This window comes from Nocardiopsis sp. LOL_012, from assembly GCF_048060475.1.
Taxonomy (GTDB): Bacteria; Actinomycetota; Actinomycetes; order Streptosporangiales; family Streptosporangiaceae; genus Nocardiopsis.
The window spans coordinates 48,767-73,583 of the sequence record NZ_JBHMIV010000006.1 but is presented as its reverse complement, the minus strand read 5'-3'; the positions used below and the strand labels follow the sequence as shown (position 1 = coordinate 73,583).

Annotated in this window: 21 protein-coding genes; 11 read left to right on the top strand and 10 right to left on the bottom strand. The window is 73.1% G+C overall.

Annotated features, from left to right (window positions below; genetic code table 11):
* Positions 1-62: 62 nt before the first annotated feature.
* The 3 genes from ACFHWE_RS05655 to ACFHWE_RS05645 all read left to right on the top strand — a co-directional run bounded on the left by ACFHWE_RS05655 (position 63) and on the right by ACFHWE_RS05645 (position 3,312).
* Positions 63-545 carry a GNAT family N-acetyltransferase gene (locus tag ACFHWE_RS05655; protein WP_416599534.1) on the top strand — a complete coding sequence of 161 codons (483 nt, stop codon included), beginning with the start codon at positions 63-65 and terminating at the stop codon, positions 543-545.
* Between the two features lie 303 nt (positions 546-848).
* Complete coding sequence (groL, locus tag ACFHWE_RS05650; RefSeq protein ID WP_416599533.1) at positions 849-2,480, top strand: chaperonin GroEL; 1,632 nt, start codon at positions 849-851, stop codon at positions 2,478-2,480.
* A gap of 229 nt (positions 2,481-2,709) precedes the next feature.
* On the top strand, positions 2,710-3,312 hold the full coding sequence (locus ACFHWE_RS05645; RefSeq protein WP_416599532.1) for a Uma2 family endonuclease: 603 nt from the start codon (positions 2,710-2,712) through the stop codon (positions 3,310-3,312).
* A gap of 27 nt (positions 3,313-3,339) precedes the next feature.
* Here ACFHWE_RS05645 and ACFHWE_RS05640 read toward each other — a convergent pair whose 3' ends face one another.
* Together ACFHWE_RS05640 and ACFHWE_RS05635 are read right to left on the bottom strand one after the other, a co-directional pair.
* A complete protein-coding gene (locus ACFHWE_RS05640; protein ID WP_416599531.1) occupies positions 3,340-5,136 on the bottom strand; it encodes an ABC transporter ATP-binding protein in 1,797 nt (598 codons plus the stop codon).
* The gene (locus tag ACFHWE_RS05635) at positions 5,133-6,866 is read right to left on the bottom strand and encodes an ABC transporter transmembrane domain-containing protein (protein WP_416599530.1); all 1,734 of its coding nucleotides are present in this window, start codon (positions 6,864-6,866) and stop codon (positions 5,133-5,135) included. The genes ACFHWE_RS05640 and ACFHWE_RS05635 overlap by 4 nt, the downstream gene beginning before the upstream one ends.
* Positions 6,867-7,003: 137 nt before the next feature.
* Here ACFHWE_RS05635 and ACFHWE_RS05630 point away from each other — a divergent pair, with 137 nt between their 5' ends.
* Complete coding sequence (locus tag ACFHWE_RS05630) at positions 7,004-7,855, top strand: CPBP family intramembrane glutamic endopeptidase (protein WP_416599529.1); 852 nt, start codon at positions 7,004-7,006, stop codon at positions 7,853-7,855.
* A gap of 4 nt (positions 7,856-7,859) precedes the next feature.
* On the opposite strand, the gene ACFHWE_RS05625 is transcribed toward ACFHWE_RS05630, so the two are convergent.
* Positions 7,860-8,276: an NUDIX hydrolase gene (locus ACFHWE_RS05625; RefSeq protein ID WP_416599527.1), complete on the bottom strand. Its 417-nt coding sequence runs from the start codon at positions 8,274-8,276 to the stop codon at positions 7,860-7,862.
* 269 nt (positions 8,277-8,545) lie between these two features.
* On the opposite strand from ACFHWE_RS05625, the gene ACFHWE_RS05620 reads away from it, so the two are divergent.
* Complete coding sequence (locus ACFHWE_RS05620; protein ID WP_416599642.1) at positions 8,546-9,610, top strand: zeta toxin family protein; 1,065 nt, start codon at positions 8,546-8,548, stop codon at positions 9,608-9,610.
* 163 nt (positions 9,611-9,773) lie between these two features.
* A complete protein-coding gene (locus ACFHWE_RS05615) occupies positions 9,774-10,328 on the top strand; it encodes a CAP family protein (protein WP_416599526.1) in 555 nt (184 codons plus the stop codon).
* A gap of 68 nt (positions 10,329-10,396) precedes the next feature.
* Here ACFHWE_RS05615 and ACFHWE_RS05610 read toward each other — a convergent pair whose 3' ends face one another.
* From ACFHWE_RS05610 to ACFHWE_RS05600, 3 genes are all read right to left on the bottom strand, one after another.
* Entirely contained in the window at positions 10,397-11,350 is a 954-nt protein-coding gene (locus tag ACFHWE_RS05610; RefSeq protein ID WP_416599525.1) for a mechanosensitive ion channel family protein, read from the bottom strand.
* A 185-nt stretch (positions 11,351-11,535) separates the two neighbouring features.
* Positions 11,536-12,042, bottom strand: a complete 507-nt coding sequence (locus ACFHWE_RS05605) for a hypothetical protein (protein WP_416599524.1) — start codon at positions 12,040-12,042, stop codon at positions 11,536-11,538.
* Positions 12,043-12,199: 157 nt separating this feature from the next.
* Entirely contained in the window at positions 12,200-13,189 is a 990-nt protein-coding gene (locus ACFHWE_RS05600) for a R2-like ligand-binding oxidase (RefSeq protein WP_416599523.1), read from the bottom strand.
* A 247-nt stretch (positions 13,190-13,436) separates the two neighbouring features.
* On the opposite strand from ACFHWE_RS05600, the gene ACFHWE_RS05595 reads away from it, so the two are divergent.
* Entirely contained in the window at positions 13,437-13,673 is a 237-nt protein-coding gene (locus tag ACFHWE_RS05595) for a hypothetical protein (RefSeq protein WP_416599522.1), read from the top strand.
* On the opposite strand, the gene ACFHWE_RS05590 is transcribed toward ACFHWE_RS05595, so the two are convergent.
* From ACFHWE_RS05590 to ACFHWE_RS05575, 4 genes are all read right to left on the bottom strand, one after another.
* Entirely contained in the window at positions 13,670-15,313 is a 1,644-nt protein-coding gene (locus ACFHWE_RS05590) for a DNA repair helicase XPB (RefSeq protein ID WP_416599521.1), read from the bottom strand. The two genes, ACFHWE_RS05595 and ACFHWE_RS05590, sit on opposite strands and share 4 nt — an antisense overlap.
* Before the next feature lie 90 nt (positions 15,314-15,403).
* Positions 15,404-15,736, bottom strand: coding sequence for a hypothetical protein (locus tag ACFHWE_RS05585; protein WP_416599520.1), 333 nt, complete (start codon positions 15,734-15,736; stop codon positions 15,404-15,406).
* 217 nt (positions 15,737-15,953) lie between these two features.
* The gene (locus ACFHWE_RS05580; RefSeq protein WP_416599519.1) at positions 15,954-16,361 is read right to left on the bottom strand and encodes a hypothetical protein; all 408 of its coding nucleotides are present in this window, start codon (positions 16,359-16,361) and stop codon (positions 15,954-15,956) included.
* Positions 16,362-16,431: 70 nt separating this feature from the next.
* Positions 16,432-18,882, bottom strand: coding sequence for a helicase-associated domain-containing protein (locus ACFHWE_RS05575; RefSeq protein ID WP_416599518.1), 2,451 nt, complete (start codon positions 18,880-18,882; stop codon positions 16,432-16,434).
* A gap of 159 nt (positions 18,883-19,041) precedes the next feature.
* On the opposite strand from ACFHWE_RS05575, the gene ACFHWE_RS05570 reads away from it, so the two are divergent.
* The 4 genes from ACFHWE_RS05570 to ACFHWE_RS05555 all read left to right on the top strand — a co-directional run bounded on the left by ACFHWE_RS05570 (position 19,042) and on the right by ACFHWE_RS05555 (position 24,810).
* Positions 19,042-19,785 (top strand): HAAS signaling domain-containing protein, encoded by a 744-nt coding sequence (locus tag ACFHWE_RS05570; RefSeq protein ID WP_416599517.1) that lies wholly within the window; start codon positions 19,042-19,044, stop codon positions 19,783-19,785.
* A 472-nt stretch (positions 19,786-20,257) separates the two neighbouring features.
* On the top strand, positions 20,258-20,641 hold the full coding sequence (locus ACFHWE_RS05565; RefSeq protein WP_416599516.1) for a cold-shock protein: 384 nt from the start codon (positions 20,258-20,260) through the stop codon (positions 20,639-20,641).
* Between the two features lie 176 nt (positions 20,642-20,817).
* Positions 20,818-21,579 carry a DUF3027 domain-containing protein gene (locus tag ACFHWE_RS05560; protein ID WP_416599641.1) on the top strand — a complete coding sequence of 254 codons (762 nt, stop codon included), beginning with the start codon at positions 20,818-20,820 and terminating at the stop codon, positions 21,577-21,579.
* Positions 21,580-21,717: 138 nt separating this feature from the next.
* Positions 21,718-24,810, top strand: a complete 3,093-nt coding sequence (locus ACFHWE_RS05555) for a sacsin N-terminal ATP-binding-like domain-containing protein (protein ID WP_416599515.1) — start codon at positions 21,718-21,720, stop codon at positions 24,808-24,810.
* Positions 24,811-24,817: the final 7 nt, after the last annotated feature.

Sequence of the window (24,817 nt, the reverse complement as noted above, 5' to 3'; positions counted from 1 at the left end):
GTTCGCCGTGTCGGCCGGGAAACCCGGTTTCCTCTGGCCGCGCCGCTGGCTAGCCTGCCTGAATGAGCGTGGAGATCCGTGGATACGAAGAGCGGGACCGGGACGCCGTCGTCGACCTGTCCCTGCGGGCGTGGGAGCCGGTGCACGCCTCCCTGCGGCGGGTGCTGGGGGCGGGTCTCTACGACCGGATGACGCCGGACTGGCGCGCCGCCCAGCGCGAGGCGGTCACCGCCGACCTGGACGCGGAGGAGGCCCGCGTCTGGGTCGCGCTCGCCGACGGCGCCGTGGCCGGGTTCGTGTCGGTGCGCCTGCGGCCCGGCGACGACATGGGCGAGATCACCCTGGCCGCCGTCGACCCCGCCCACCAGGGGCGGGGGATCGGTACGGAGCTGACCGTGTTCGCGGTTGAGCGGATCCGGGATCTGGGTATGGGGACCGCGATGGTGGAGACCGGCGGTGACGAGGGCCACGCCCCCGCCCGCCGGGCCTACGAGAAGGCCGGGCTGGTCCCGCTGCCGATCACCCGGTACTTCACGGAGCTGTGACGGGCGGTGGGACGCGTCCCACCGAATCCGCTGACCGGGCGAGCGTCCGTGCCTCCTTTCGTACACGCAGGTGAAAGGCGGTGTGACGGCTGTGGAAATCGTGACCACATCGTTTGCACTCTCCCGGGGAGAGTGCTAAAAATAGACCTGGTTAGCACTCGCTGAGCCTGAGTGCTAACCGGAGCGAGGCTGCGAGGCCGTGCGCGTCCGACAGCAGGGGTGTCGGTACGTCGCGGCCGTCCGTCGCGGGCGCACGCCTCGTCCCATCGCGTATCAGCCCGGTCACGGGAGGACAAGAACTCAATGGCAGCCAAACTGATCGCGTTCGACGAGGAGGCCCGTCGCGGCCTTGAGCGCGGCATGAACCAGCTCGCTGACGCCGTCAAGGTCACGCTGGGCCCCAAGGGCCGCAACGTCGTCCTGGAGAAGAAGTGGGGCGCCCCCACGATCACCAACGACGGTGTCTCCATCGCCAAGGAGATCGAGCTCGAAGACCCCTGGGAGAAGATCGGGGCGGAGCTCGTCAAGGAGGTCGCCAAGAAGACCGACGACGTCGCCGGTGACGGCACCACCACCGCCACCGTGCTCGCCCAGGCGCTCGTCCGCGAGGGCCTGCGCAACGTCGCCGCCGGCGCCAACCCGGTCGGCCTCAAGCGCGGCATCGAGGCCGCCGTCACCCGGATCAACGAGGAGCTCGGCAAGATCTCCAAGGAGGTCGAGACCAAGGAGCAGATCGCCTCCACGGCCTCCATCTCCGCCGGTGACGCCCAGATCGGCGCGACCATCGCCGAGGCGATGGACAAGGTCGGCAAGGAAGGCGTCATCACCGTCGAGGAGGGCCAGACCTTCGGGCTGGAGCTCGAACTCGCCGAGGGCATGCGCTTCGACAAGGGCTACATCTCGCCCTACTTCGCCACCGACCTGGAGCGGATGGAGACGGTCCTGGAGGACCCCTACATCCTCATCGTCAACTCCAAGATCTCCAACAACAACGAGTTCCTGCCCGTCGTGGAGAAGGTCCTCCAGGCCGGCCGTCCGCTGATGGTCATCGCCGAGGACGTCGAGCAGGGCGCGCTCCAGACCCTGGTCGTCAACAAGATCCGCGGCACCTTCAAGTCCGTCGCCGTCAAGGCCCCGGGCTTCGGTGACCGCCGCAAGGCCCAGCTCGGCGACATCGCCGTGCTGACCGGTGGCCAGGTCATCACCGAGGAGGTCGGCCTCAAGCTGGAGAACACCGAGCTCGACATGCTCGGCCGCGCCCGCAAGGTCGTCGTGACCAAGGACGAGACCACCATCGTGGACGGTGCCGGTGACGCCACCACGATCGCCGGTCGCGTCAACGAGATCCGCAACGAGATCGAGCGCACCGACTCCGACTACGACCGCGAGAAGCTCCAGGAGCGTCTCGCCCGCCTGGCCGGCGGCGTGGCCGTCATCAAGGCCGGTGCCGCCACCGAGGTGGAGCTCAAGGAGCGCAAGCACCGCATCGAGGACGCCGTCCGCAACGCCAAGGCCGCGGTCGAGGAGGGTATCCTGCCCGGCGGTGGCGTCGCGCTGCTGCAGGCCAGCGTCCCCGCGTTCGAGAAGCTCGACCTGGACGGCGACGAGTCCATCGGCGCCGACATCGTGCGCCGCGCCATCGCCGAGCCGCTCAAGCAGATCGCGGTCAACGCCGGCCTTGAGGGCGGCGTCGTTGCGGACAAGGTCAAGAACCTGGAGCCCGGGTTCGGCCTCAACGCCGCCACCGGCGAGTACACCGACCTGTTCAAGGACGGCGTCATCGACCCGACCAAGGTCACCCGTTCCGCTCTGCAGAACGCGGCCTCCATCGCCGGTCTGTTCCTGACCACCGAGGCCGTCATCGCCGAGAAGCCGGAGAAGGCCGGGGCTCCCGCCGCCGACCCGACCGGTGGCATGGGCGGCATGGACTTCTAGGCTTCGCCTGGAGTCCGGGGTCCGGATACGCGACCTCGCCCGCGACGACCGGGCGGCCCTGCGGGGCCGCCCGGTTTCGCCGTTTCAAGGGGGTTTGCGGCGGGCGGCCGCGCCGTGCGGTGCGCTGGCCCGGGGAAAACCGGGGGGTTATTCTGCGAAGTGTCGGGCGGATGCGGGCACGGAGCGTTAGTGTTCGTTTCCGGAGGTGCAACGCGAAATGAGTCTTGCCGTGGCCCAAGCCCCTGTGCAGGCGGATTCGTCGAGATGGGACTACCTGCTGCGCACCTGGCAGGAGTTGGACGTGCCCGACGGCTGGCGGGCCGAGATCGTCGATGACAACGGAGTCGTGCTGGTGGCCCCCCCGTCTGATCCTCACAACATCATCGCGTCCCTGGTGCACCGGGCGCTGAATCGTGTGATCCCAGACGACTGGCACGTCTTGCAGACACTGGGTGTGCAGGTCTCGGCCATCGAACGCCTGTACATGCCGGATCTCGTCGTCATGCCCGAGGACATCGTCCTCGATCCCTCGCGCTCCCCCTGCCCGGCGGAGGAGGCGTCGCTCGTCGTGGAAATCGTGTCCAGGAGCAGTCGGGACATCGACCGCAGGAAGAAGTTGGCGGGCTACGCCTACGCGGCGATCCCGCTCTACCTGCTCATCGACGCCTGGGACGAGCACGGGCCGTCGGTGACCCTCTACGAGCAGCCCGACAGCGGCCGGTACAACCACGCCGCCACGGTGAACTTCGGCGGGAAGGTCCGCCTGCCCGAGCCCTTCGGCCTGGAACTGGACACCTCCAGGTTCCCCGGACCCGAGCAGTGGAAGCCCTGACCCGGCGGAACGGCTCCCCGGCACGGCTCAGCCGCCGTGCCAGGCGTGCCACAGCCGCGCGTAGGACCCGCCCCGGGCGAGCAGGTCGTCGTGGGTGCCCAGCTCGCTGACCGACCCGTCCTCCACCACCGCGACCCGGTCGGCGTCGCGGGCGGTGTGCAGCCGGTGCGCGATCGCCACCACCGTGCGCCCCTCCAGCGCACCCGCCAGGGAGCGCTCCAGGTCCCGGGCCGAGCGCGGGTCGATCGAGGACGTCGCCTCGTCCAGCACCAGCACCCGCGGGTCGGCCAGCACCACCCGGGCCAGCGCCAACTGCTGCACGCGGTCCGGCTCCAGCGCGTCCCGTCCCGAACCCACCGGGGTGTCCAGCCCGTCCGGGAGCGCGCGGACCCAGGTGCGGGCACCCACCGCCGCCAGCGCCTTCCACAGCAGGTCCTCGTCGGTTTCGCCGTCCCCCAGCACGAGCGACAGGTTCTCCGCGATCGTCCCCCGGAACACGTGGCTCTCCTGGCTCAGCAGGATCACCTGTTTCCGTTCCTCGCCCGGGGTCTGCGTATCGCCCCCGACCAGGACCTCGCCCGAGGTCGGCCGGTGGATACCGGCGATGAGCTTGCCGAGCGTGGACTTGCCCGCGCCGCTGGGGCCGACCACGGCCAGCCGCTCGCCCGGCCGCACGAGGAGGTCGACCCCGTGCAGGACCTCGGCTCCGGTGTAGCCGAACCGCACCCCGCGCAGTTCCACCGTTCCGGGCTCGGAGCCCTCCGTCGGTGGCACCGCCGCACCGCCGTTAGCGGCCGACTCCGCCCCGAGTAGCCGCCGCAGGCACGTGAAGCCCATCATGAGGCTGTCCACCTCGTCGATCAGCTCCTCCAGCGGCCGGGCCATCTGCGTGGCGAGGAACACCGCCGTGGCGATCTGCCCCACGGTGATCTGGCCGTCCATCCGCAGCAGCCCCGCGACCAGCAGTGTCGCCACGAGGGGGAAGGCGTAGGCGAAGTCCAGCTGGGGGAACCACACCGAGCGCAGCCACAGCGTGTACCGCTCGGCCAGGTAGGACCGGCGGACCCGCTCCTCGGTCCGCTCCCGCTGGCGGGCCTGCCGCCCGAGGGCCTCCACGGTGTGCGCGCCCTCCACGGTCTCGGCCACGCCCTGGGTCAGGTCGGAGTAGGCGGCCAGCTCGCGCACGTACCCCTCGGGTGCCCGGCGGGTGTACCAGCGGGTGGACAGCCACACCACGAGGGCCGAGGGCAGCCAGGCCAGGAGCAGGGCCGGGTGGAGGAACGCCATCGCGGCGGTGATGACCACCAGGGTCACCGAGCTCACCAGGACGACGGGCACCGACTGGCGGGCCGCGTAGCTCAGGTGGTCGGTGTCGCGGCCGGTACGGGCCAGCAGGTCGCCGCTCCCGGCGCGCTCCACCGTGCCCAGGGGCAGGCGCAGCACGCCGTCGACGAACTCCTCGCGCACCTGCGCGAGCAGGTTCTCCCCGAACCGGATGGCCGTGGCCACCGACACCAGGAGGAGGGCCGCGTGGACGCACAGGGCGGCGACGATCGCCGCAGCCATCAGGTCCACGCGCCCCCCGCCGCCGTCTGTGCGCACGGTGTCGATCATGGCGCCGAGCATCCACGGCGCGACGAGCGCGCTCAGCGACGCGGCCCCGTACAGCACGACGACGCGGGCGAGGGTCCACCCGTGTTCGGCGCAGGCGCGGCGCAGCCGCCGCCACACCACGGAGGAGGGGGCGATCGGGAGCCCGTCCGGGGTCCGCGTCCGGGTGGCCTTCGGCAGGTCGGGGGAGGGTCGTGCGGTGGTCTGGGTCATCGGCCTTCCTCCACTGCGGCGGAGCGTAGGACGGTGGCGGCGTAGTCCGGGTTCGAGGCCAGGAGCGCGTGGTGGGTGCCCTCGGCCACGACACGGCCGCCTCGGACGAGACACACGCGGTCGGTGCGGGCGAGCAGTAGGGGGCTGGTGGTGACCAGGGCGGTGGTGCGGCCGCGACGCTGCTCGGCGAGACGCTGGGCGACGACCCCCTCGGTGTGCACGTCCACCGCCGAGGCCGGTTCGACCAGGACGAGGACCTCCGGGGCCGCCGCCAGGGCCCGGGCGAGCCGCAGGCGCTGCTGCTCGCCGCCGGAGTGCTCGCGTCCGCGTTCGGCGAGCACGGTGTCCCACCCCAGCGGTGACCGTTCCACCACGTCGTCGGCGTGCGCGGCACGCACGATCCGGGCCAGGTGCGCGTCGGACAGGTCCCCGCCGGGGTCCAACTCGCCCCGGAGCCTGCCGGAGAACAGGTGGGCGTCGTTGGCGGCGACCAGCACCCGCTCGCGCACCCGGTTCAGCGGCAGGTCGCGCAGGGACACCGTGCGGCCGGTGGAGCGCTCGACCAGTTCCGCGCAGTCCTCGCGGTAGCGACCCAGCCGCGCGGCCACCGCGGTCGCGTCGGAGGGGTCGGCGCACACCACGCCGGTCGACTCCCCGGCGGTGACCGTCACCCCGCTCACCGGGTCGCGGAGGTCGCACGGTCCCTCCGGCTCCAGCCGGGGGAGCGCGGGGTCGGGGTGGTCGTGGGCCAGGCCCAGCACACCGGTGATCCGACCCGCCGCCACGCGGGCCGACACGTACAGGGAGGAGACGAGCATCAGGTGGCGCACGTCCTCGCCCAGGGCGCGCGTGTAGCCGTAGAAGGCGACCAGCAGGCCGATGGTGAGTGCGCCCTCCAGCGCGAGCCGCGCCCCGTACCAGACCACCCCCACCAGGAGCAGGCCCGGCAGGAGGGTCCGCGCGGCCTGGAGGCAGGCCTCCGTCCAGCCGACCCGGACACCGGCGTCGCGGACCCGGCGCGACTCGTCCCGGTAGCGCCGCCCGAAGACCCGCTCGCCGCCCACGCCGCGCAGGACGCGCAGCCCCGCCACGAGGTCTCCGGCGATCGTGGTGAGTTCGGCCTGGTGGTCGCGCTGGTGCGTCTGGCGGCGCGAGAGCGCTCGCAGCAGCGGCACCATGCCCACGGTGATCAGGGGGACCGCGACCAGGACCGCCAGACCGAACACGGCGTGCGCGGCCAGCATGAGCGCGGCGGCCACGGCGATGGAGACGACCGCGCCCGGGCCGCGGACGGCGTCCTCGAAGAACTCGCCGATCTGGTCGATGTCGTCGGTGCCCACCGCCACCACCTCCCCGGAGGGGAGCCTGCGGGTGAGGGTGGGGCCCAGGGCGACGGCCCGTTCGGTGACCGCCTGCACGGTGCGGTAGGCCGAGGCGTACCAGTTGAAGGACGTGGCGCGCTCGTGGAAGGGGACGAGCGCCACCCGGACCAGGGTCAGCGCGGCGAGGACACCGCACCACAGCAGCAGGTCGCCGGTATCGCCGCCGGTGAGACCGGAGTCGATCGCGGCGCCCAGCGCGGCGGCGCTGAGCACACCGCAGGACGTGTACGCGCCGCTGATGAGCGATCCCCAGGTGAGGGAGCCCCACTGCCGACGCGCGAGCCAGAGCAGGTAGCGGTCGGCCGACCGGTGGTCGGGGACGCCCGGAGGTTCGGGAAGATCGCGCACGGTTACCGGACTCTAATCGGTGGAGGCGGGCGAGGCCACTGGTTTTTTCTGCGTGAGGCATCACACGGGGTGCCTCGGGGTGTTCTCAGGGGGATGCCGGATGCGCCGTGCTTTCGCTGTGCGGAAGAGTGGTGTCCATGGATGGCACCCCCGTGTCCGGGCCGTCGTCACCCGTCTCCCGGAGGCCGCCCCTGCCCGTGCGGATCACCGTGGTGACGGCGGCGGCCCTTCTTCTCTGGTGGCTCATGCTCCGGGTGAGCGGCATGCTCCCGGGACCGCTCGGCCGCGCGGTCACCGCGGCGGCCCTGTGCGTGCTGGCCGTGGCGCTGGTGTGGGCGGCGCGCCGCTTCCTCGACCGGCGGCCGTGGCACGGGCCGGTGCTGACCGGCCCCCGCGCGGGGTGGCGGCCCTTCCTCGTCGGCGCGGCGTCGTGGGCGCTGCCCGGCTGTGCGGGGATGGCGCTGTGCGTGGTCCTGGGGTGGTCGTTCGTCGTGCGGACGGCCTCGTGGGACGAACTGGTGCCGGGGCTGGTGTTCCTGGCGCTGGTGGTGCTGCTGGCCGAGGCGCTGCCCGAGGAGCTGATCTTCCGCGGCTACCTGTTCCGGAACCTGAACGCCGCCCTGCCCGCCTGGGCCGCCGTCGCGGCGCAGGCGGCCCTGTTCGTCCTGTTCGGCACGGCACTGTGGGTGTCCACCGAGGGGTGGGGCGTGCTCGCCGAGCGGCTGCCGCTGTTCCTGGGCCTTGGGGTGGTGCTCGGGTGTATCCGGGTGGTCACCGGGAACGTGTGGGCGTGCGTGGGCTTCCACCTGGCCTTCCAGACGGTGGCCCAGGGGGTGCTCGGCGGCGACTACGTCCAGGTCCGTGGCGTCGGCACCCTGACGTCGGTGGGGCTGGCCGCCCCGTTCCTCCTCGGGGTGTCGACCGCGATGCTGCTGGCGGGGAACCCGGGCCGGTGGAGGGCGCGCGTTCCCGACGGCCCCCGGGCCTGAGCCGTCAGCGGAGGGAACCCCGTGCGTGCAGCAGTTCCACGAGTCTGCGCACGGCGGGGGCGCAGCGATCGCGGTCGGCGAAGGCGATCCACTCCAGGCCGGTGATCTCGTGGTCCGCGGCGATCTCCCCGTCGTGCTCGGCGGTGTAGCAGGTCATCCGCACACGGGTGCCCGGCGCCTGGGCGTGGGCGTCCTCGTCGATCACCGCCACGAGGTGGAAGGTTCCCGGACGCAGGCGGACGCTGACCTCCTCCAGTGCCTCCCTGGTCACAGCGGTCTCGTCGCTCTCGCCGGGCTCGCGTTTCCCGCCGGGCACGTAGAGAAGGTCCTTGCCCCGGGAACGCACGCAGAGCAGGCGGCCGTCGCGGACGTGTACCCAGGCCAGGACGTCGATGACCGGGGGAGCGGGGGTCGGTTCCAACGGGGTCCTTCCGGGGGAGAGAAGCGGTGGTTGAGCGGGACGGCGGCGATGCGACCCGTGGTGGCGGCGGGGCCTGAACTACCTTTGGATGATCGCCGTAACACGGCCCTTTCCCGCTGGGAGGGGGCGCCGGGTGACCACTGTAGGCCGTTCCCGTCACGGCTTCACCGAACGTTCCCCCGAAAGCGGGATCACGCATTACCATCCGGGTGCCGACGCCGTTGACCGACCGGCTCCGCCCCCAGGAGCCGAGGGAAGGCACACCTGTGATGACCATCCGCGACGACGTGACCGAGGAGACGGGCACGGTCCGCCCGCTCCTGCTGGAGAGCTCCAGCGGCGGGGTGCCGCCGCAGACCGAGGCCCAGCGCCTGGCTCGGGAGCGGACCTACAACCTCTACAGCGCGGCCATCGGTGCCTGCCTGGCACGCGGCGACACGGCGCGTGCCAGGGCGCTGTCGGACGAGGAGGCCCGGCTCCCCTTCCTGGAGCCCGAGGAGATCGACCGGCTCAACCGGGAACTGCCCGAGACCGTCGCCGTGCTCAGGCGGGTCCCCCTGCGTACCCCTTCCGGGGCCGTACCCGGCGACCCCTCCCGCGACCCGGACCGGGCCGGGCGGGACGACCTCTTCGACCTGCTCCTGCGCCCCCGCCTCAGCGGCCCGGCCCGGGAGCGGCCACGGGTGCTGCTCCTGGGCGGCCAGCCGGGGGCGGGCAAGACCACGTTGCAGCGCCTGCTCCTGCCGGTCCTGCCCGAGGGCACCGTCGGCTACGACGGGGACGACCTGCTGCGCCTGGCACCCGACTACGAGTGGGTGATGAGCTCCGACGACCGCACGGCGTCGCTCTTCCTGGGGCGGCAGGTGGCCTGGATGCACCACAGGGCCCTGGAGCACGTGCGCCGGGAACGGGTCGACGTGGTGTGCAGCCATCGGCTGGGCCGCTCGGACTGGGCGACGGCGTGGACGGAGGGGTTCCGCGAGGCCGGGTACCGGGTGGAGGTGGCCTTCGTGGCCACACACAGCACCAACAGCGTGTTCTCGCTGGAGGAGCGCTACGAGCGGGCGCGGCGCGACCAGGGTTTCGGGCGGTGGGTCCCGCCGGTGGACCACGACCGCGCCTATCTCGGGGTGCCCAACACCCTGGAGTTCCTGGAGACGCACCGGCTCGTGGACACGGTGTACGTGCTCTCGCGCCTGGGCGAGGTGCTCTACGCCAACCACCTCACCGGGACCGGTGACTGGCGGACCGAGCCCTTCGGGCGGATCGCCCTGGAGGCCGAGCGCGGCCGCCGCGACCTGTGGCACCGGCCCGAGGACGAGGGCCGGGTCTGAGGCCCGTGTGCTCCGCTGGAGCGGAACCCCGTCCCGAACATGCCCGGGGCGGGGTGTCCGGAGGGTGCGATCGCCCCTGAGACAGATCAAAGCGGCGAAAAGGGAATCCTTCTCGAATCATCTCTTTGGTGATTGGGGTATTACCCTGGGTTACTATCTCACCGTGAAGATCTCTCGCTTGAGTTTCGCCGCCCTCGCCTTCTGTGCCCTGCTGGCGGCCACCGCCCAACCCGCACATGCGGAACCCGCCGTACCCGATGCCACGGCAGCGGTCCTCGACCACATCAACGACTATCGTGCCCGCCACTCCGCGCCCCCGCTCGCGGCGGACGCCGGACTCGCCCAAGGTGCTCAGGAATGGGCGGAGAGGGGAGTACTCCAGCACAGCCCCCGCGAAGTGAACGGCGGAGTGGGGGAGAACCTGTACATAGCCCTGTCCTCCGATCCCGGCCGCTGCGATGAGCGCAGGCTTCGCAGCGCGGTGGACATGTGGTATCACGAGATGCTTGACTACGATTTCCGTACACCCTCCCCCCAGCACACCACGCACAATTTCACGCAGCTCGTCTGGAAGTCCAGTGAGCGCATCGGCATCGGTATCGCGCATGTGAGCCGGGAGGACAGCATGCAAGGGTGCATGGTGGTGGCCCGTTTCGACCCTCCGGGCAACTACGTCGGCCGGTACGAGGAGAACGTCCTGCCGCCTCAGCGGGGGTAGCCCCTGTCCCGACCGGGGCCGCGCACGGTGCGACCGTGCGCGGCCCCCGAACCGTTGGGGTAGGTGCGTCAGGAGGCGGCGGCGCCGTCCTCGCTGCGCATCCAGACGGTGCGCTGGGGGAAGGGGATCTCGATGCCGGCGGCGTCGAGGGCGTCCTTCACGCGGCGGCGCAGCTCACGGGTGACGGCCCACTGCTCCAGCGGGACGGTCTTGACGACGAAGCGCACCACGACGCCGTCCGCGTCCAGGGACTGCACACCCCAGATCGAGGGGTCCTCCAGGAGGAGGCCGCCGAACTCGTCGTCCTCGCGCATGGCCCGGCCGGTCTTCTCCAGGACGTCGTAGACGGTCTCCAGGTTGGCCTCGTAGGCCACGGAGACGTCCAGGACGGCGCGGGCCCAGTCCTGGCTGTCGTTGCGCACCCGCTGGATCTCGCCGTTGCGGATGTGCCACAGGCCGCCGTTGATGTCGCGGACCTGGGTGAGGCGCAGCCCGACGTTCTCCACCGTGCCGACCGCCTCACCGAGGTCGACGACGTCGCCGACACCGTACTGGTCCTCGACCATGATGAGCAGGCCGGACAGGTAGTCCGCGACGAGGCTCTGGGCGCCGAAGCCGATCGCCAGGCCGACCACACCCGCGCTGGCCAGCAGGGGGCCGAGGGCGATACCGATCTGGTCGAGCACCATGGCCAGGGCCGTCGCCGCGATGACGATGGTCGCGAAACTGCTGAGCACCGAGCCGATGGTGCGGGCGCGCTGCTCGCGCCGCTCGTCGGCCCGCGCCCCGTCCCGCTGGAGGAGGACCGGGCCCCGGGCGGAGCGGCTCTGCCCGTTCTCCCTCCCGTTGGACCTCAGGACGCGTTCCATGACGCGGGAGATCATGCGCTTGGCCAGTGCACGGACGATCAGCGCGCCGATGACGATCAGGATGATCCGCAGGGGGATGCCCACCAGGAGATCGAGGTTGTCCTGAATCCATCCGGGGATGGCGACCGCTTGCGCGACGGCTTGATCGCTCATCGTTTCGAGGCTGGAGGGTGGCATGGGAGATGCTCCGCTCTAGAGGGACATACAAGACGATCGTCGTCGAACGTAGCAGCTCAGAGCCGACACCGGATGAACCGTACCGAGGCACGCGGACCGTGCTCGCCGGCGCCGCTGGAGTGGGACCGGGGCGGATGGCGGCCTGGGCCGTGTGGCCCGGCTCACCTGGTGGCGATGGTCACGACGGCGTTGGAGCCCGCTCCCTTGAGCAGTTGGATCATCACCGTGCCGTGCGCCTGCTCGGGGAGCTGTTCGGCCCGTTCGCAGACGGTGCTGGCGGCCTCGGTGTCGAGGAAGGTGGAGCAGCCGTAACCCGCGCCGCTGGCACCGCCGCTGACCTCGCTGCCGCCGTCCCTGGTCACGGTGTACTCGAAGCTCTCGTCGTCCACACGGTTCACCGTCAGCCGCGCGGTGCCGTTCGGGGCCCGGAAGGGGAACGAGACCTGTTCGGTCACGGCGATCTGGCAGTCGCCGTCCGCGCAGGCGTCGGTGTCCGTGCCGTCCGAGGCCGACGCGGCGGGGGTGGGAAGCGGGTCCTTGGCGTTCTCGGTGGAGAGCCCCGCCCCCTGGCCCGTGTCGCCGCAGCCGACCGCGAGAACCGTCGTGAGGGCGAGGACCGCCGGCCAGCGTGCCATACGCGTGGTCGACTCCCATGCCTTTGCTGTCATGCGTCCCCTTCGGCGTCCGGTGTCCGGGCGGGGCGTGGCCGCCCCTCCTCAGTTCACACCACAAACCGTCACCTGGGGGTGATGCGCGGCGACGCGCCGTGTCCGGGAGTCGGAATCCAGGCGGGCCCCGGCCGGGGCCCGGCCGGGGCCGCACGGGTCAGGACGCGGTTTCGGCCGCCATGGCCTCGCGGTCCTCCCGGCCGAACCGCTCCTCCAGTTCCTCGGGCGCGGCGTCCACGTCGATCCGGTCCAGGGGCACCCCGCGCGCCGACTCGATCGCGCCCAGGCGGCGCAGCGCGCGGTCCCCGGCGTAGTCGACCATCTCCCCGGGCGGGAACTCGAAGTCGTGTTCCCCGGGCTCTCCGGAGAGGAACTCGCCCGCCCGTACCGTGTTCAGCGCGTGGGGCAGCAGTTCGTCCAGGCGCTCGCGGACCACCGCCCAGTTGGCGTCGTCGGCGGCGACGTGCCTGCGGCAGGTGAACGTGCCCCACGCCATGTGGCGGCGCTCGTCGTCGCCGATCCGCCGCACGATCTCGCGCATGCCGGGGAAGACGCCGAGCGCTGTGCAGATGCGGTTCCAGGCGTGGTAGCCGGTCAGGGCGAGTGAGCCCTCGACGATGTGGTTGTAGGTCACCGAGGCGCGGACCTGGTTGCGCGGGCCGGGGTCGTCGAGGAGCGCCTCCAGGGAGCGGGGCAGTTCGTCGTAGAACAGCGCGCGGTAGCCGGGGTTGGTGTCGACGTAGCGGTGCAGGTCCTCGTCGATGCCCAGGGCGTCCAGCCACATCCGGAACGCCTGGACGTGCTTGGCCTCCTCGAAGGCGAACTGGGTCAGGTACATCTCGTCGCCCAGGCGGCCCTCGGCGGCCATCGCGCGGATGAAGGGCTGGATGTCCTCGGTGACGGCCTCCTCGCCCGCCACGAAGAGCGCGCAGAGGCGGAGGATGCGGGTGCGCGCCCGGTCGGGCAGCCCCTTCCAGTCCTCCGCGTCCTGGGAGAGGTCGATGTCGTCGGGGTTCCAGAAGCGGGCGTTGCCCTTGGCGAACAGCCTGAGGGGGAGGGACTCCCAGTTCAGGCCGCCGCCGCGCAGGGAGTGGAATCCGGTGCGGTGCTCGTCGGTGGGGGCTGCCGGGGCCGGGCTGTCGGGCATGGCGAAGACCTCCGTCGGGGTGGGGCCGCATCATCGGACACGGGCGTCTGCGAAGAGAGCGTAGGAGGCCTGCCGACAAAAACCGAATGCGGTTCTGTTCTCCTGGTCGGAACCGGCCCCGAAAGGGGACATACGCCTACGGGCACCTCTCGCGCACCGGGATACGGACGCCCACGGCGGTGATCACTTCCCCGCCGAAACGGTACGGTCGGGGAGTACCGCCTACTTCGACCGCACCGGAGACGACGTGTTCTGTGGTGATCCCGGCAGCCCGGGCTATGCCGCCTGCGCGACCCAGACCCAGTTGTTCGCCCTGGCCTCCGCGGTCCCCGCCCTGCTCGGAGTGGCCCTCTTCGTCGCCGCCTTCGCCGCACCCTCCGTCAAGGACGACCGCCGCCTGCGCACCCGCACGCTCGTCTACTCGCTCATCGCGTGGGCGATCGCCCTGGCCGCCTACACGGTGGGCGGCCTCCCCTCCCTCTAGATCTCCCCCGCCAGCAGGTCGCCCGCGTCCGCGATCCGGTAGGCGTACCCCTGCTCGGCGAGGAAGCGCTGCCGGTGCGCCGCGTACTCCTGGTCCAGGGTGTCCCGTGCCACCACCGCGTAGAAGCGCGCCGCCCGGCCGTCGCCCTTGGGACGCAGGACCCGGCCGAGCCGCTGGGCCTCCTCCTGGCGGGAGCCGAACGACCCCGACACCTGGACCGCCACAGCCGCCTCCGGCAGGTCGATGGAGAAGTTGGCGACCTTGGACACCACCAGGGTCCGCAGCTCACCAGCCCGGAAGGCGTCGAACAGGCGCTCGCGCTCCTTGTTGCGCGTCTCGCCCTTGACCACGGGGGCGTCCAGTGAGGCGCCGAGCTCGTCCAACTGGTCGATGTAGGACCCGATCACCAGGGTCTGCTCACCCTCGTGCCGACGCACGATCTCCCGCACCACCGCGGTCTTGGAGTCGGAGGAGGCACAGAACCGGTAGCGGTCCTCAGGCTCGGCCGTCGCGTAGGCGAGGCGCTCGGACTCCGACAGGTCCACCCGCACCTCCACGCAGTCCGCGGGCGCGATCCACCCCTGGTTCTCCATGTCCTTCCACGGGGCGTCGTAGCGCTTGGGCCCGATCAGCGAGAACACGTCCCCCTCCCGCCCGTCCTCGCGGACCAGGGTCGCCGTCAGGCCAAGGCGGCGGCGCGCCTGGAGGCCAGCGGTCATCCGGAAGATCGGGGCGGGCAGCAGGTGCACCTCGTCGTAGACCACCAGCCCCCAGTCGCGGGCGTCGAAGAGCTCCAGGTGCGCGTACACGCCCTTGCGGCGCGCCGCCATCACCTGGTACGTCGCGATGGTGACGGGGCGGATCTCCTTGCGGGCGCCCGAGTACTCGCCGATCTCGTCCTCGGTCAGCGACGTGCGCCGCAGCAGTTCGGCCCGCCACTGGTGCACCGACACGGTGTTGGTCACCAGGATCAGGGTCGTCGCGCCGGTCAGCGCCATCGCCGCGGCGCCGACGACGGTCTTGCCCGCGCCGCAGGGCAGCACCACCACGCCCGACCCCCCGGCGTGGAAGCCCTCCGCCGCCTCCTTCTGGTAGCCGCGCAGCTCCCAGCCGTCCTGGTCCAGTTCGATCCGGTGCGCTTCGCCGTCGACGTACCCGGCCAGGTCCTCCGCGGGCCACCCGACCTTGAGCAGCGCCTGCTTGAGGTTGCCGCGCTCGCTCGGGTGCACCGCCACGGAGGACTCGTCCAGGCGCTCACCCAGCATGCCCTTGAGCTTGCGGGCGCGCACGACCTCCTCCAGCACCGCGCGGTCGGTGGACTCCAGCACCAGGCCGCGCACCGGGTCGCCCACGAGCCGCAGGCGGCCGTAGCGGTCCATCGTCTCGGCGATGTCCACCAGCAGCGCGTTGGGGACCGGGAACCGGGAGAAGCGGATCAGCGCGTCCACGACCTGCTCGGCGTCGTGCCCGGCCGCCCGCGCGTTCCACAGGGCCAGCGGCGTGACCCGGTAGGTGTGCACGTGTTCGGGGGCCCGCTCCAGTTCGGCGAACGGGGCGATGGCGCGGCGGCACTCCTCGGCGGACGCGTGGTCCACTTCGAGCAGGAGCGTCTTGTCGGACTGGACGATTAGGCAGGACACACGGACCTTCCCTCGGTGGTCGCTGGGTCAGGGGGCGTCGCTCGGGGCGCGGTGGGTGTAACGCGTCCGGGTCCTTCGATCATGCCCGGGTCACGGCGATTCGAGGGCGGCCAGCACGATCGCCACGGCCATGATCGGCACGAGCAGCAGGACGTACAGCACGAGATAGGCGAACGTACACGCCCACGTGTACCTGAGGTAGCGCTCTACCTCGCCGGTGTCGGGGACCTTCGTCAGGGCGACCACACCCAGGACGATGCCCGGGATGTTGGCCGCCAGCGCGGCGAACCACAGGCCCAGGCTCACGGCCGCGGCCGGGACCGCCAGGGTCGCCGCGGCGGTGACCAGGGCCGCGGCGGCACCGCCGACCCGCGGGGGCGGGCCGCTCGGCCCGGGGGCGGCTGGAGGGGGCGCGGCCGGCACCGGTGGCGGGGCGCCCGGCGGGTGCGGCGAGGGCAGGGCCGGACCGCCCCGCGGTCTGTGCCGGGGCGTTCGGGGAACCGTGCCGGAACCCCTTTCCCAGAAGGTCCTGGGACTGTACCGTCCGCCGTCCACCCCTCGTCCGAGCCCCCTCCGGTCGCCGTCCTCGGACCCCCATCGTCTCATCCGGCCCGGTCGGACCGCCCGCCTCCGGGCCGTGTCAGTAGTTCGTGACGGGGACGATGCCCTCGACCCACGAACCGGCCTGGGTGAACACCACGAACGTCAGCACCAGCATCACGAAGAACATCACGCCCGCCGCACCCAGGCAGTACCAGGAGTAGCGCGTCAGCGTCTCCGCCTGCACCGGGCGGCCCCGGTCGCGCGCGTGCGCGGCACGGACCGCGAACACGATCCCGGCGACCCCGAACAGCCAGTTGGCGCAGCACAGGAACGTGAGCGCGTGCAGGATCAGGGCCATCGTGGAGCTGCTCGCCCCACCGGAGACCGGCCCCGCCTCCCCGCGCTCCTCCTCGCGCTCCGGATCCCGGGTCCTGCCGCCCGCGGGCGCGCCGTGCCCGTGGTCGCGGGGGGACGATGCCCCGGGGGGCAGCGATGCGTCGCTCATGGGGTGTCTCTCTTCCACAGTCGGAAGGACCGGCCGACCGGCACCACCCTATGCCGTGGCGCCCCCGCGGTCAGTCCGCGGTGGGCTCCAGTTCGGCGACGGCGGTGACGCGGTGCACGGCGAACCGGTGCACGGCGCCGCGGGTCGTGTCGTAGGCGGTCAGGAAACCGCCGTCCACACTCGACGGTTCGACGATCCGGCTCACCTGGCGGCCGTCGGTGTCGGTGTAGCCGATCCACACCCTGCGCCCCTCCTCGGCGGCGTGGGAGAGCGCCTCCATAGCCGCCTTGGCCCGGGAGCCGGGCGGCCCGTCCCCGGGCAGCGGGACGGGCCGCCGCGCGGCCGTGGCCGCCTCGTCCCCGGCGCGGACCGCGCGGACCGCGGCGCGCGCCAGTTCCCCGCGCGTCCCCGACTCGGCCGGGACCCCGGTGTCCGCGGGCGCGGCGCGGCGGACCTCCGGGCGGGTCAGCCGCATGGAGCCGTCACCGCTCTCCGCCACCGGGTGGTAGCCCAGGGACCGCAGCCGCTCCACCAGGGCGGCCCGGTTGAGCCGACTGGCCACGACGGTGGGGGCCAGCCGCACTAGGCCCAGCTCGGCGGTCCTGCGGTCGCCCACCAGCTCCTCCAGCACCGTCGGCTCGTCGCACCGCAGGTAGCTGGAGGCGCTCCCCGCGCGCAGGCGTCCGTGGCGGCGGGCCGTGTCCGACACCAGGTAGCGCAGCGCCTGCGGGACCGGTGTGCGCGAGTGCCGTTCGAGCAGCGCCGTGAGGTCGGCGGCGCCCCGGCCGGCGTCCAGCGCGCGCCGCACCGACCCCTCCGTGAAGCGGTACACGGTGGCACCGCCCGTCGACTCCACGTCGGCGACCAGGGCGAGTTCGCGGGCCAGTTCACTCACCAGGGGCCCCGGGGCGACCGCGGTCATGTCGCCCTGGAGGAGGACGTGGTCGAGGGGTTCGGGCAGCTCCGGCGCCAGAAGGTGGGCCGCGCCGTCCTCGTCGCCGTCCAGGAGCGGCCGCGTGTGCTCGGCGAGGGCCCCCAGCCCGGTCAGGCCGAGAACGGCGGCCTCGTCCTCGGCCGCGCCCACGAGCTCGGTGTACACGGCCGAACCGCGGCGCGGGTGGCGCCAGGCCAGGCGCGCCTCCAGTGACTCGGCGGTCGGTGCCAGGCCGGGGGGCGCGCTCCCCAGTTCCCCGAGCACGTCCAGGCGGGCCTGCGGTGCGCCGGGGCGGGTCAGGCCGGGGCCCAGGACGTTGCGGACCCGGCCGCCGGAGTCCCGGGTGCCGGTCAGGGCCGCGACCCGGTCCGACCCCAGCCACGCCGAGGCGAGCCGCAGCCAGCGGCGTTCGGGAGGGCTCTCCCGCCACAGGTCGTACTCGCGGGTGGGCAGCCACTCGCCGCCCACGCGGTCGTCGGCGCCGATGAGGCCCGCGGCGCGGGCGGTCTCCACGAGCAGGGCGGCCGTGGGTTCGTCGGTGTCCATCACCTGGGCGGCGCGCCGCAGGTCCCGCACCCCCAGCCCGCCGTTGCGGAGCACGGCCGCGGGCTCCTGGGACCAGTGTTCCAGGAGCTCCCCGACCGCGCGCAGCACGGTGAACGCCTGACCGGCCGCGGTCCGCGACACCGATTCGGCCGCCCGATCCGCACCTTGGAACGGCGGCGGGTCCAGGGCCAGGTCCTGGAAGAGCGTTCCGCCGCGCAGGACCAGACCGACCTCGCGCGGCAGGGTCAGCGTGTCGTCTCCGGTGGGCAGCAGCAGGGCGCGGGCGATGAGCGCGTCGACGGGGGAGGCGGCCGCGTCCGGGGCCACCTCGCGGCGCGCGTTGGCGACCGTGCCGTTGGGCGGCCCCCAGGCGAGCCCGTCCAGGAGTCGGTGCGCCCGCGCGTCCACCCGTTCGAGCAGGCCGGCCACCCGAGCCGGGTCGGACAGGGCCGTGGCCACCGTCTCCACGGGTGTGGCGGCGGTGCTGCCGGGGGCGAGGCCGTCCGCGAGCCGGACGACGGCGGCGTGCGGCAGGGCGGTGAGTAGGGCGCGCACCGGGGGGCCCAGCCGTGCGGGGTGGGGGATCAGGTCGCGCAGGACCTGGACGGGGCGCAGCCGCCCCCGGTCCGGCCAGACCAGGGCCAGGCCGAGGAGGGTGTCCAGTGCGCGGGCGAGGGGGTCGTCGGCCGGTGCCGGGGGCGGCTTGACGCCCAGGGCCTCCGCCAGGTCGGCGGGGGCGGCGCCCACCGGTTCGGAGAGGCGGTCGTCGCCCAGGGCGATCACCGACTCCAGGACCTGGAGGGTGAAGCGGTCCAGGCGCTCCAGGACGCGCAGCACGGCGTTGCGTCCGGCGGCCCGGGCGGCCAGCGCGCCCACGTCGGCCGGAACCGGCCGGGCGAGTTCGGGACGCGCGGTGAGCAGCGCGGTGAGTTCGTCGTCCGAACGGCCGCGCAGCCAGGACGTGAACGTCGGCGGACGCCCGGAGGAGACCGCCGAGCCGCTCCGCGTCCCAGGTCGACCCGGGTGTGCGTTGTCGTTCATCACGCTCCACGCTAGGCGATGGCCGCTGCGGGGTTCGTCGGGGTCCGTGCCGGTCCGCCGACGCCAGCGGTGACCGAAGGCCCGTATTCGAACAGGAATCGTCAACCGGAATCAGGAGAGAGGGTTAAAACCCGGGGTCGCTTGGGTCACTATGGGGTCATGTCCCAGCGAGCGGAACAACTGGTACTCGACTACCTGTCCGAGGTCGGTCTGGCCCTGCACGGCCGACTGTCCCCCAGGGAGCGCACCGAGTACCTGGCCGGACTGCGCAAGCGGATCGACGCGCGGCGCTCGGCCCTGGGCGACCCCGGACCGGAGGGCGTCCGCGACATCCTGCGGGTGTTCGGCTCCCCGCAGGACTGCGTGCGCCAGGCGTGCGAGGGCCGTGACCTCGACCTGGAGGACGACGACCTCATCCCGCCCATGCCCGCGCACGCCGTCCGGGTGCCCCCGCCCTGGCGTGGCGGCCCCAACCACGGCCTGATGCGGCTCCTGGACGGGCCCGGGGGCGGAAACGCGCGACCGCACCGCGCACAGCGCCATGGAGGCCTGCGGGGGCTCTCCCTCACCGTGCGCACGCACACCTCGGAAGCGGCGGCCCTCGGGCTGATGCTGCTGGCGGTGCCGTGGGGGCTGGGACTGACGTTCCTGTGGGTGCTGTCGGCCGCGCTGGTCGTGCTCAGCCGGGTGTGGGGCACCGCGGACAAGTGGATCGGCGTGGGGCTGCCGCTCGCCGCCTGCGCCGTCGCCATGCTGCTGTGGAACGGGGACGCCAAGTTCATCGACGTCTACATCGCGCGCTCGCTGCCCGACACCGGGGTGATCGGGATCGGACTGGGCTCCCTGGTGTGCGTGTTCTACCTCTACCCGAAGGCCCTGCGGTCCGCCCAGGAGCACACCTGAGTCACCGGTTGGCAAATATTGGGGAATGACCGCTTCCGTTCCGCGGCGGCGCCGTGCCCGGAGGTCGGCCGGTGCGGTACTCCTGTCCTTACCCCGGTGCGCACCGCGCCCAGGGGGCCGAGTCACGGCACCACGCCCGGCGTCCAGTCCGGGAGCCGTCACGTCGAGGCGCCGCGCCCGCGCCGAGTCCCGTCCCGCACTCCGCAACCCGGCGCACGGGGCGCCGCCGACGTTCCACGGGGCCCGGATGATCCGTATCCGGGCCCCGCGCGCGGGCCGTGTCCGCACCCGGCCTCGCACAGGGGCACGGGGCACGCGATATGCCCTCGCGCGGGACAGCCCGTCCAAGTAACTTGGGAGGGTCCCCAGCAGTCCTGGGGCGCCGAGGAGACGGACGGGGGAGCGGGCGGAGCGCGTTCTCCGGGAGAGCCGGGAACCGAGGCGCCCACCAGAGAGAGCATGAGGTCGCCAGGTGCCCACCGGCAAGGTCAAGTGGTACGACGGAGACAAGGGTTTCGGTTTTCTCACGCGCGACGACGGCGGTGAGGTGTTCGTGCACTCCTCCGCGCTGCCCGACGGCACCGACTCCTTGCGTCCCGGACAGCGCGTCGAGTTCGGTGTGGCCGAGGGGCGCAAGGGGATGCAGGCGCTCCAGGTGACACTGCTCGACGGCCAGCACTCGGTGGCCAGGGCCCGGCGCAAGAAGCCCGACGAGATGGTGGTCATCACCGAGGACCTCATTACGCTGCTCGAAGGGCTGTCCAACGGCTACCGCAGAGGGCGCCACCCCGACCGTCGGGACGCGTCCAGGATCGCGTCGGTCCTGCGTGTGCTCGCCGACGACCTCGACGTCTGAGCGGTCGGGCCGGGCCCCGTTGACCGCCCCTTGGCGGGGGCGGACCCGCCCGTGACGGGGAACCGGCCCGATCTTGGCCTCCGGCATGGTCGAATCGGTGTGTGCGATCAGTGAGAATGGGGAGCGTGAGCCCTACTCGACGTTCCCCTGTACCGGACAAAGCCTGCATCGAGGCGGTGGACCTGGCGCGCTCGGTGGCCGCCGAGGCCGGCCGCCCCGAGTGGGTGGGCGAGCACCGTGCCCCCCGAGTCGAGGGCACGCGCCTGGTCACCCACTACTTCACCTGCTTGGACCCCGCCTACCCGGGGTGGAACTACGCCGTCACCGTGGTGCGCGCCTCACGCGCCAAGAACGTCACGGTGAACGAGGTGGTGCTGCTCCCCGGCGACGGCGCGGTCGTCGCGCCCGAGTGGGTGCCCTGGAAGGAGCGCCTGCGGCCGGGCGACGTCGGCGTGGGAGACCTCCTGCCCACGGACGAGGACGACGAGCGGCTCGTCCCCGGGTTCGCCCAGGTTCCCGCGGGTGAACTGGACGAGGAGGGCGCCGACCAGCAGATGCAGTGGGAGCTCGGCCTGGGCCGGCGCCACGTGCTCTCCGAGACCGGCCGCGAGCAGGCCGCCGAGCGGTGGTACAACGGCGACGCCGGACCGCGCAGCGCGGTCGCCACCGCCGCCCCCGCCCGGTGCGCCACGTGCGGTTTCATGACCCCCCTCGCCGGTGAACTGCGCCAGATGTTCGGTGTGTGCACCAACGAGTACGCGCCCGACGACGGCAGGGTGGTCTCCCTCGACCACGGCTGCGGGGCCCACTCCGAGGTCCGCCACCCCGAGGAGCGCGCCGAACGCAGGAGCAGCACACCGGTGGTCGACGAACTCGGCTACGACCACATCGTCTTCGACGACACCGCGGAGCTGGAACTGGTCTCCTCCGACCACTGAGCGGTCCGGTCCAACGGGCGGTTCGGTGCGTCCCGTCGCGCGGCGTCGCCGACGATGGCCTAGGGTCGTCCTGGTGCCCGGGCCACGTTCGCCCGGTGCGCCGTTCCGGGGTGGTCCGCACCGCAGGAGGAGTCCGCGATGTCCGAGCCGGTGACCGCTCCGGCGGTCGATCCCTTCCACACCGCCGAACTCCGTCGGCGCGTGCTCGCCGCGTGGGCCGACGCGCCCGCGCGCTTCCGCGAGGACGCCAACGCCGAGGAGGACTACGCCCTGGACGGCTACCGCGACCGCGTGGTCGTGGAGCTGGCCCAGAACGCCGCCGACGCCGCCCGCCGCGCCGGGGTGCCCGGTCGGCTGCTGCTGGCGCTGGAGGGCGACCGGTTCACCGCGGCCAACACCGGTGCCCCCCTCACGGCGGAGGGGGTGGAGTCGCTGGCCACGCTGCGGGCCTCCACCAAGCGCGGTGAGCACGGGGCGGCCGGGCGCTTCGGGGTCGGCTTCTCCGCCGTGGCCGCGGTCAGCGACGACGTCACCGTCGCCTCCGGCGGCGCCGCCGTGCGGTTCAGCTCCGAACAGGCCAGTGCCGCCGTCGCCGACCTGCTCGTCGAGGGCGCCGCCCACGAGGGCCTGGCGGACGAGGTGGGGCACCGCTCGGGCCACGTGCCCATGCTGCGCCTGCCCTTCCCCGCCGAGCCCCGGGGCGTGCCGGGCTACGACACGTGCATCACCCTCCTGCTGCGCGACGAGGCCGCCCGTGAGCGTGTGGCGGCCCTCCTGGACGCCACGGGCGAGGCGCTGCTGCTGACCCTGCCCGGCCTGGGCGAGGTGACCGTGTCCGTCGACGGCTCCGAGCGCGTCCTCACCCGGGACGACACCGGCGCCGACGGGCCGGTGACCGCCTACAGCGACGGCGGAGGCACCCGGACGACCTGCTGGCGGGTGCTCTCCCGCTCCGGCGCGTTCGACCCCTCCCTGCTCGCCGACCGCCCCGTGGAGGAGCGCGGCCGCACACAGTGGTCGCTGACATGGGCCGTGCCCGTGGACGCCCGGGGGAGGGTGACCGAGCTGCCCCCCGACGTCGAACCGGTCGTGCACGCGCCAACCCCCACCGCCACCGAACTCGACCTTCCCGCGGTCCTCATCGGCACCTTCCCGCTCAGCACCGACCGGCGGACGGTCCAGACCGGTGCCGCCACCGACCTGCTGCTCGTGGAGGCGGCCCACGCCTACTGTGCGCTGTTGAGGGAGATCGACCCGCGCTGCGCCCTCGACCTGGTGCCCGGCACCCGTATGGGCGGCGGGGCCGTCGACGCCGTCTTCCGGGCCCGCGTCGCCGAACCGCTCCGGGACACCCCGTTCCTCACCACCGCCCTCGGCGCACCGGTGGCCCCGCGCGAGGCGGTGCTGGTCGACACCGGCGCCCCGGGCGGCGCCGACGAACTGGTCGGTGTGCTGTCCGAGCTCGTCCCCGCCCTGCTGCCCGGATCCTGGAACCCGCGCCATCCCGCGCTGGCCGCCCTGCGCGTGGACCGCCTCGGGCTCGCAGACATCGCCGACCTGCTCGCCGACACCGAACGGCCGCCCCTCTGGTGGGCCGGGCTGTACACGGCGCTGGAACTCGCCGGGACCGCCGGGGCCGACCTGGACGAGCTGGGTGCGCTGCCGGTCCCCCTCGTCGACGGCAGGCTCGTGCGCGGCCCCCGGTCGCTGCTGCTGCCCACCGAGGACTGGTCCGGCGGCGGTGTCGACCCCGTCGCGGTGTCCGCTCTGGGGGTGCGGGTGGTCCACCCGGACGCGGTGCGCCCCCTCCTGCGGCGGCTTGGCGCGCTGGACGCCGGCGCGGCGACCGTGCTGTCCGATCCGCGCACCGAGGCCGCCGTCCGCGACTCCCTGGAGGCGGAGGACCCCGACCCCGTCGCGGAGGCCGTCCTGGAGCTGGTGGCCGCTGCCGGGACGACCGCCGCGGACGCCCCCTGGCTGGCCGACCTGGCTCTGCGCGACGACGAGGACGGCTACTCCGTCGCCGCCGAACTGCTCGTGCCCGGGGCGCCCCTGGCCGACCTCCTCGCGGACGACGCCCCCTTCGGCACCGTCCATCCCGACCTCGTCGAACGGCACGGAACGGACGCCCTGCGCGCCGTCGGTGCCCTGTGGGAGCTGTCGGTGGTGCGCGCCGAGGAGGCGGTGCTGGGCGAGGAGGTCGTCTCCTCCTTCGGGGAGAACGCCCCGGAGGGGCTGGAGGACTGGGCGGACGAGGTGCTGGAGCGGGTCGGCGACCCCGACCTGCCGCCGGTCGTGCCCGAACTCGTCTGCGTCGCCGACCTCGACTACGTGGACGACGACCGGTGGCCGGAGGCGCTGCGGATGCTCTCCCGCGGCCCCCTCCGAGAGGCGGTCACCGCACCGGCCCGTGTCCTGCTTCCGGACGGGCGCGCGGTGGACGTCCCCTCCTACACCGCCTGGTGGCTGCGCGGGCGTGCCCTGATCGGGGGGCGGACCCCCGTGCAGTTGCGCATCGCCGACGCCGAGGAGACCCTGGCCGGGCTGTACGACGAGGCGCCCGCCGACCTCGACCCCGAGCTGGCGCGGGCCCTGGGCGTGCGTACGAGCCTGGCCGACCTGGTCGCCGACCCCGACGGCCCCGACGACCTGCTGGAACGGCTCGCTGAGCCGTCCCGGCACGTGGACCGGGCGGCGCTGCGCCGGGTGTGGGCGGCCCTGGCGGGGGTCGAGGCCGACCTGGTCACCCCGCCGTCCCGGGTGCGTGCCGTGCGCGACGGCGCGGTTGTCGTCGCCGACGCCGAGGACGCCGTGGTCGTGGACTCGCCGGACCTGCTGCCGCTGCTCGCCGACCACGCCTTGGTGCTGGCGCCCGCCGACTCCGCCGAGGCCCTCGCGGACGTGCTCGACCTGGAACTGGCCAGCGAGAGCGTGGATGGCGATGTGGAGGGCGAGGGACGGATGCGCTCCGTCCCGGGGGAGGCCGCCCTGTTCCTCGACCCGGCGGAGGAGCCGGACCGCACCTACCTGCACCACGACACGCTCACCGTGGACGGTGTCGAGGTGGCGTGGTACGTGGGCGACGGCCGGGTGCACGCCTCCACCGCCGACGGCCTCGCCCGCGCGCTGTGCTGGCGGGCCGGGCAGTGGGAGCGGCGCCACCTGCTGGCCGCGGCGCTGCGGGAGCCGTCCGCGGTGGCGGACCTGCTGGCCGAGGCCGACCTGGACTGAGCCGGTT

Bases quoted from the DNA above. Each gene is read 5' to 3' on its own strand.
- ACFHWE_RS05570 (WP_416599517.1), top strand. From the start codon at position 19,042: ATGTCCCAGCGAGCGGAACAACTGGTACTCGACTACCTGTCCGAGGTC.
- ACFHWE_RS05630 (WP_416599529.1), top strand. From the start codon at position 7,004: ATGGATGGCACCCCCGTGTCCGGGCCGTCGTCACCCGTCTCCCGGAGG.
- ACFHWE_RS05620 (WP_416599642.1), top strand. From the start codon at position 8,546: ATGACCATCCGCGACGACGTGACCGAGGAGACGGGCACGGTCCGCCCG.
- ACFHWE_RS05555 (WP_416599515.1), top strand. From the start codon at position 21,718: ATGTCCGAGCCGGTGACCGCTCCGGCGGTCGATCCCTTCCACACCGCC.
- groL (WP_416599533.1), top strand. From the start codon at position 849: ATGGCAGCCAAACTGATCGCGTTCGACGAGGAGGCCCGTCGCGGCCTT.
- ACFHWE_RS05600 (WP_416599523.1), bottom strand. From the start codon at position 13,189: ATGCCCGACAGCCCGGCCCCGGCAGCCCCCACCGACGAGCACCGCACC.
- ACFHWE_RS05575 (WP_416599518.1), bottom strand. From the start codon at position 18,882: ATGAACGACAACGCACACCCGGGTCGACCTGGGACGCGGAGCGGCTCG.
- ACFHWE_RS05640 (WP_416599531.1), bottom strand. From the start codon at position 5,136: ATGACCCAGACCACCGCACGACCCTCCCCCGACCTGCCGAAGGCCACC.
- ACFHWE_RS05605 (WP_416599524.1), bottom strand. From the start codon at position 12,042: ATGACAGCAAAGGCATGGGAGTCGACCACGCGTATGGCACGCTGGCCG.
- ACFHWE_RS05655 (WP_416599534.1), top strand. From the start codon at position 63: ATGAGCGTGGAGATCCGTGGATACGAAGAGCGGGACCGGGACGCCGTC.
- ACFHWE_RS05610 (WP_416599525.1), bottom strand. From the start codon at position 11,350: ATGAGCGATCAAGCCGTCGCGCAAGCGGTCGCCATCCCCGGATGGATT.
- ACFHWE_RS05580 (WP_416599519.1), bottom strand. From the start codon at position 16,361: ATGAGCGACGCATCGCTGCCCCCCGGGGCATCGTCCCCCCGCGACCAC.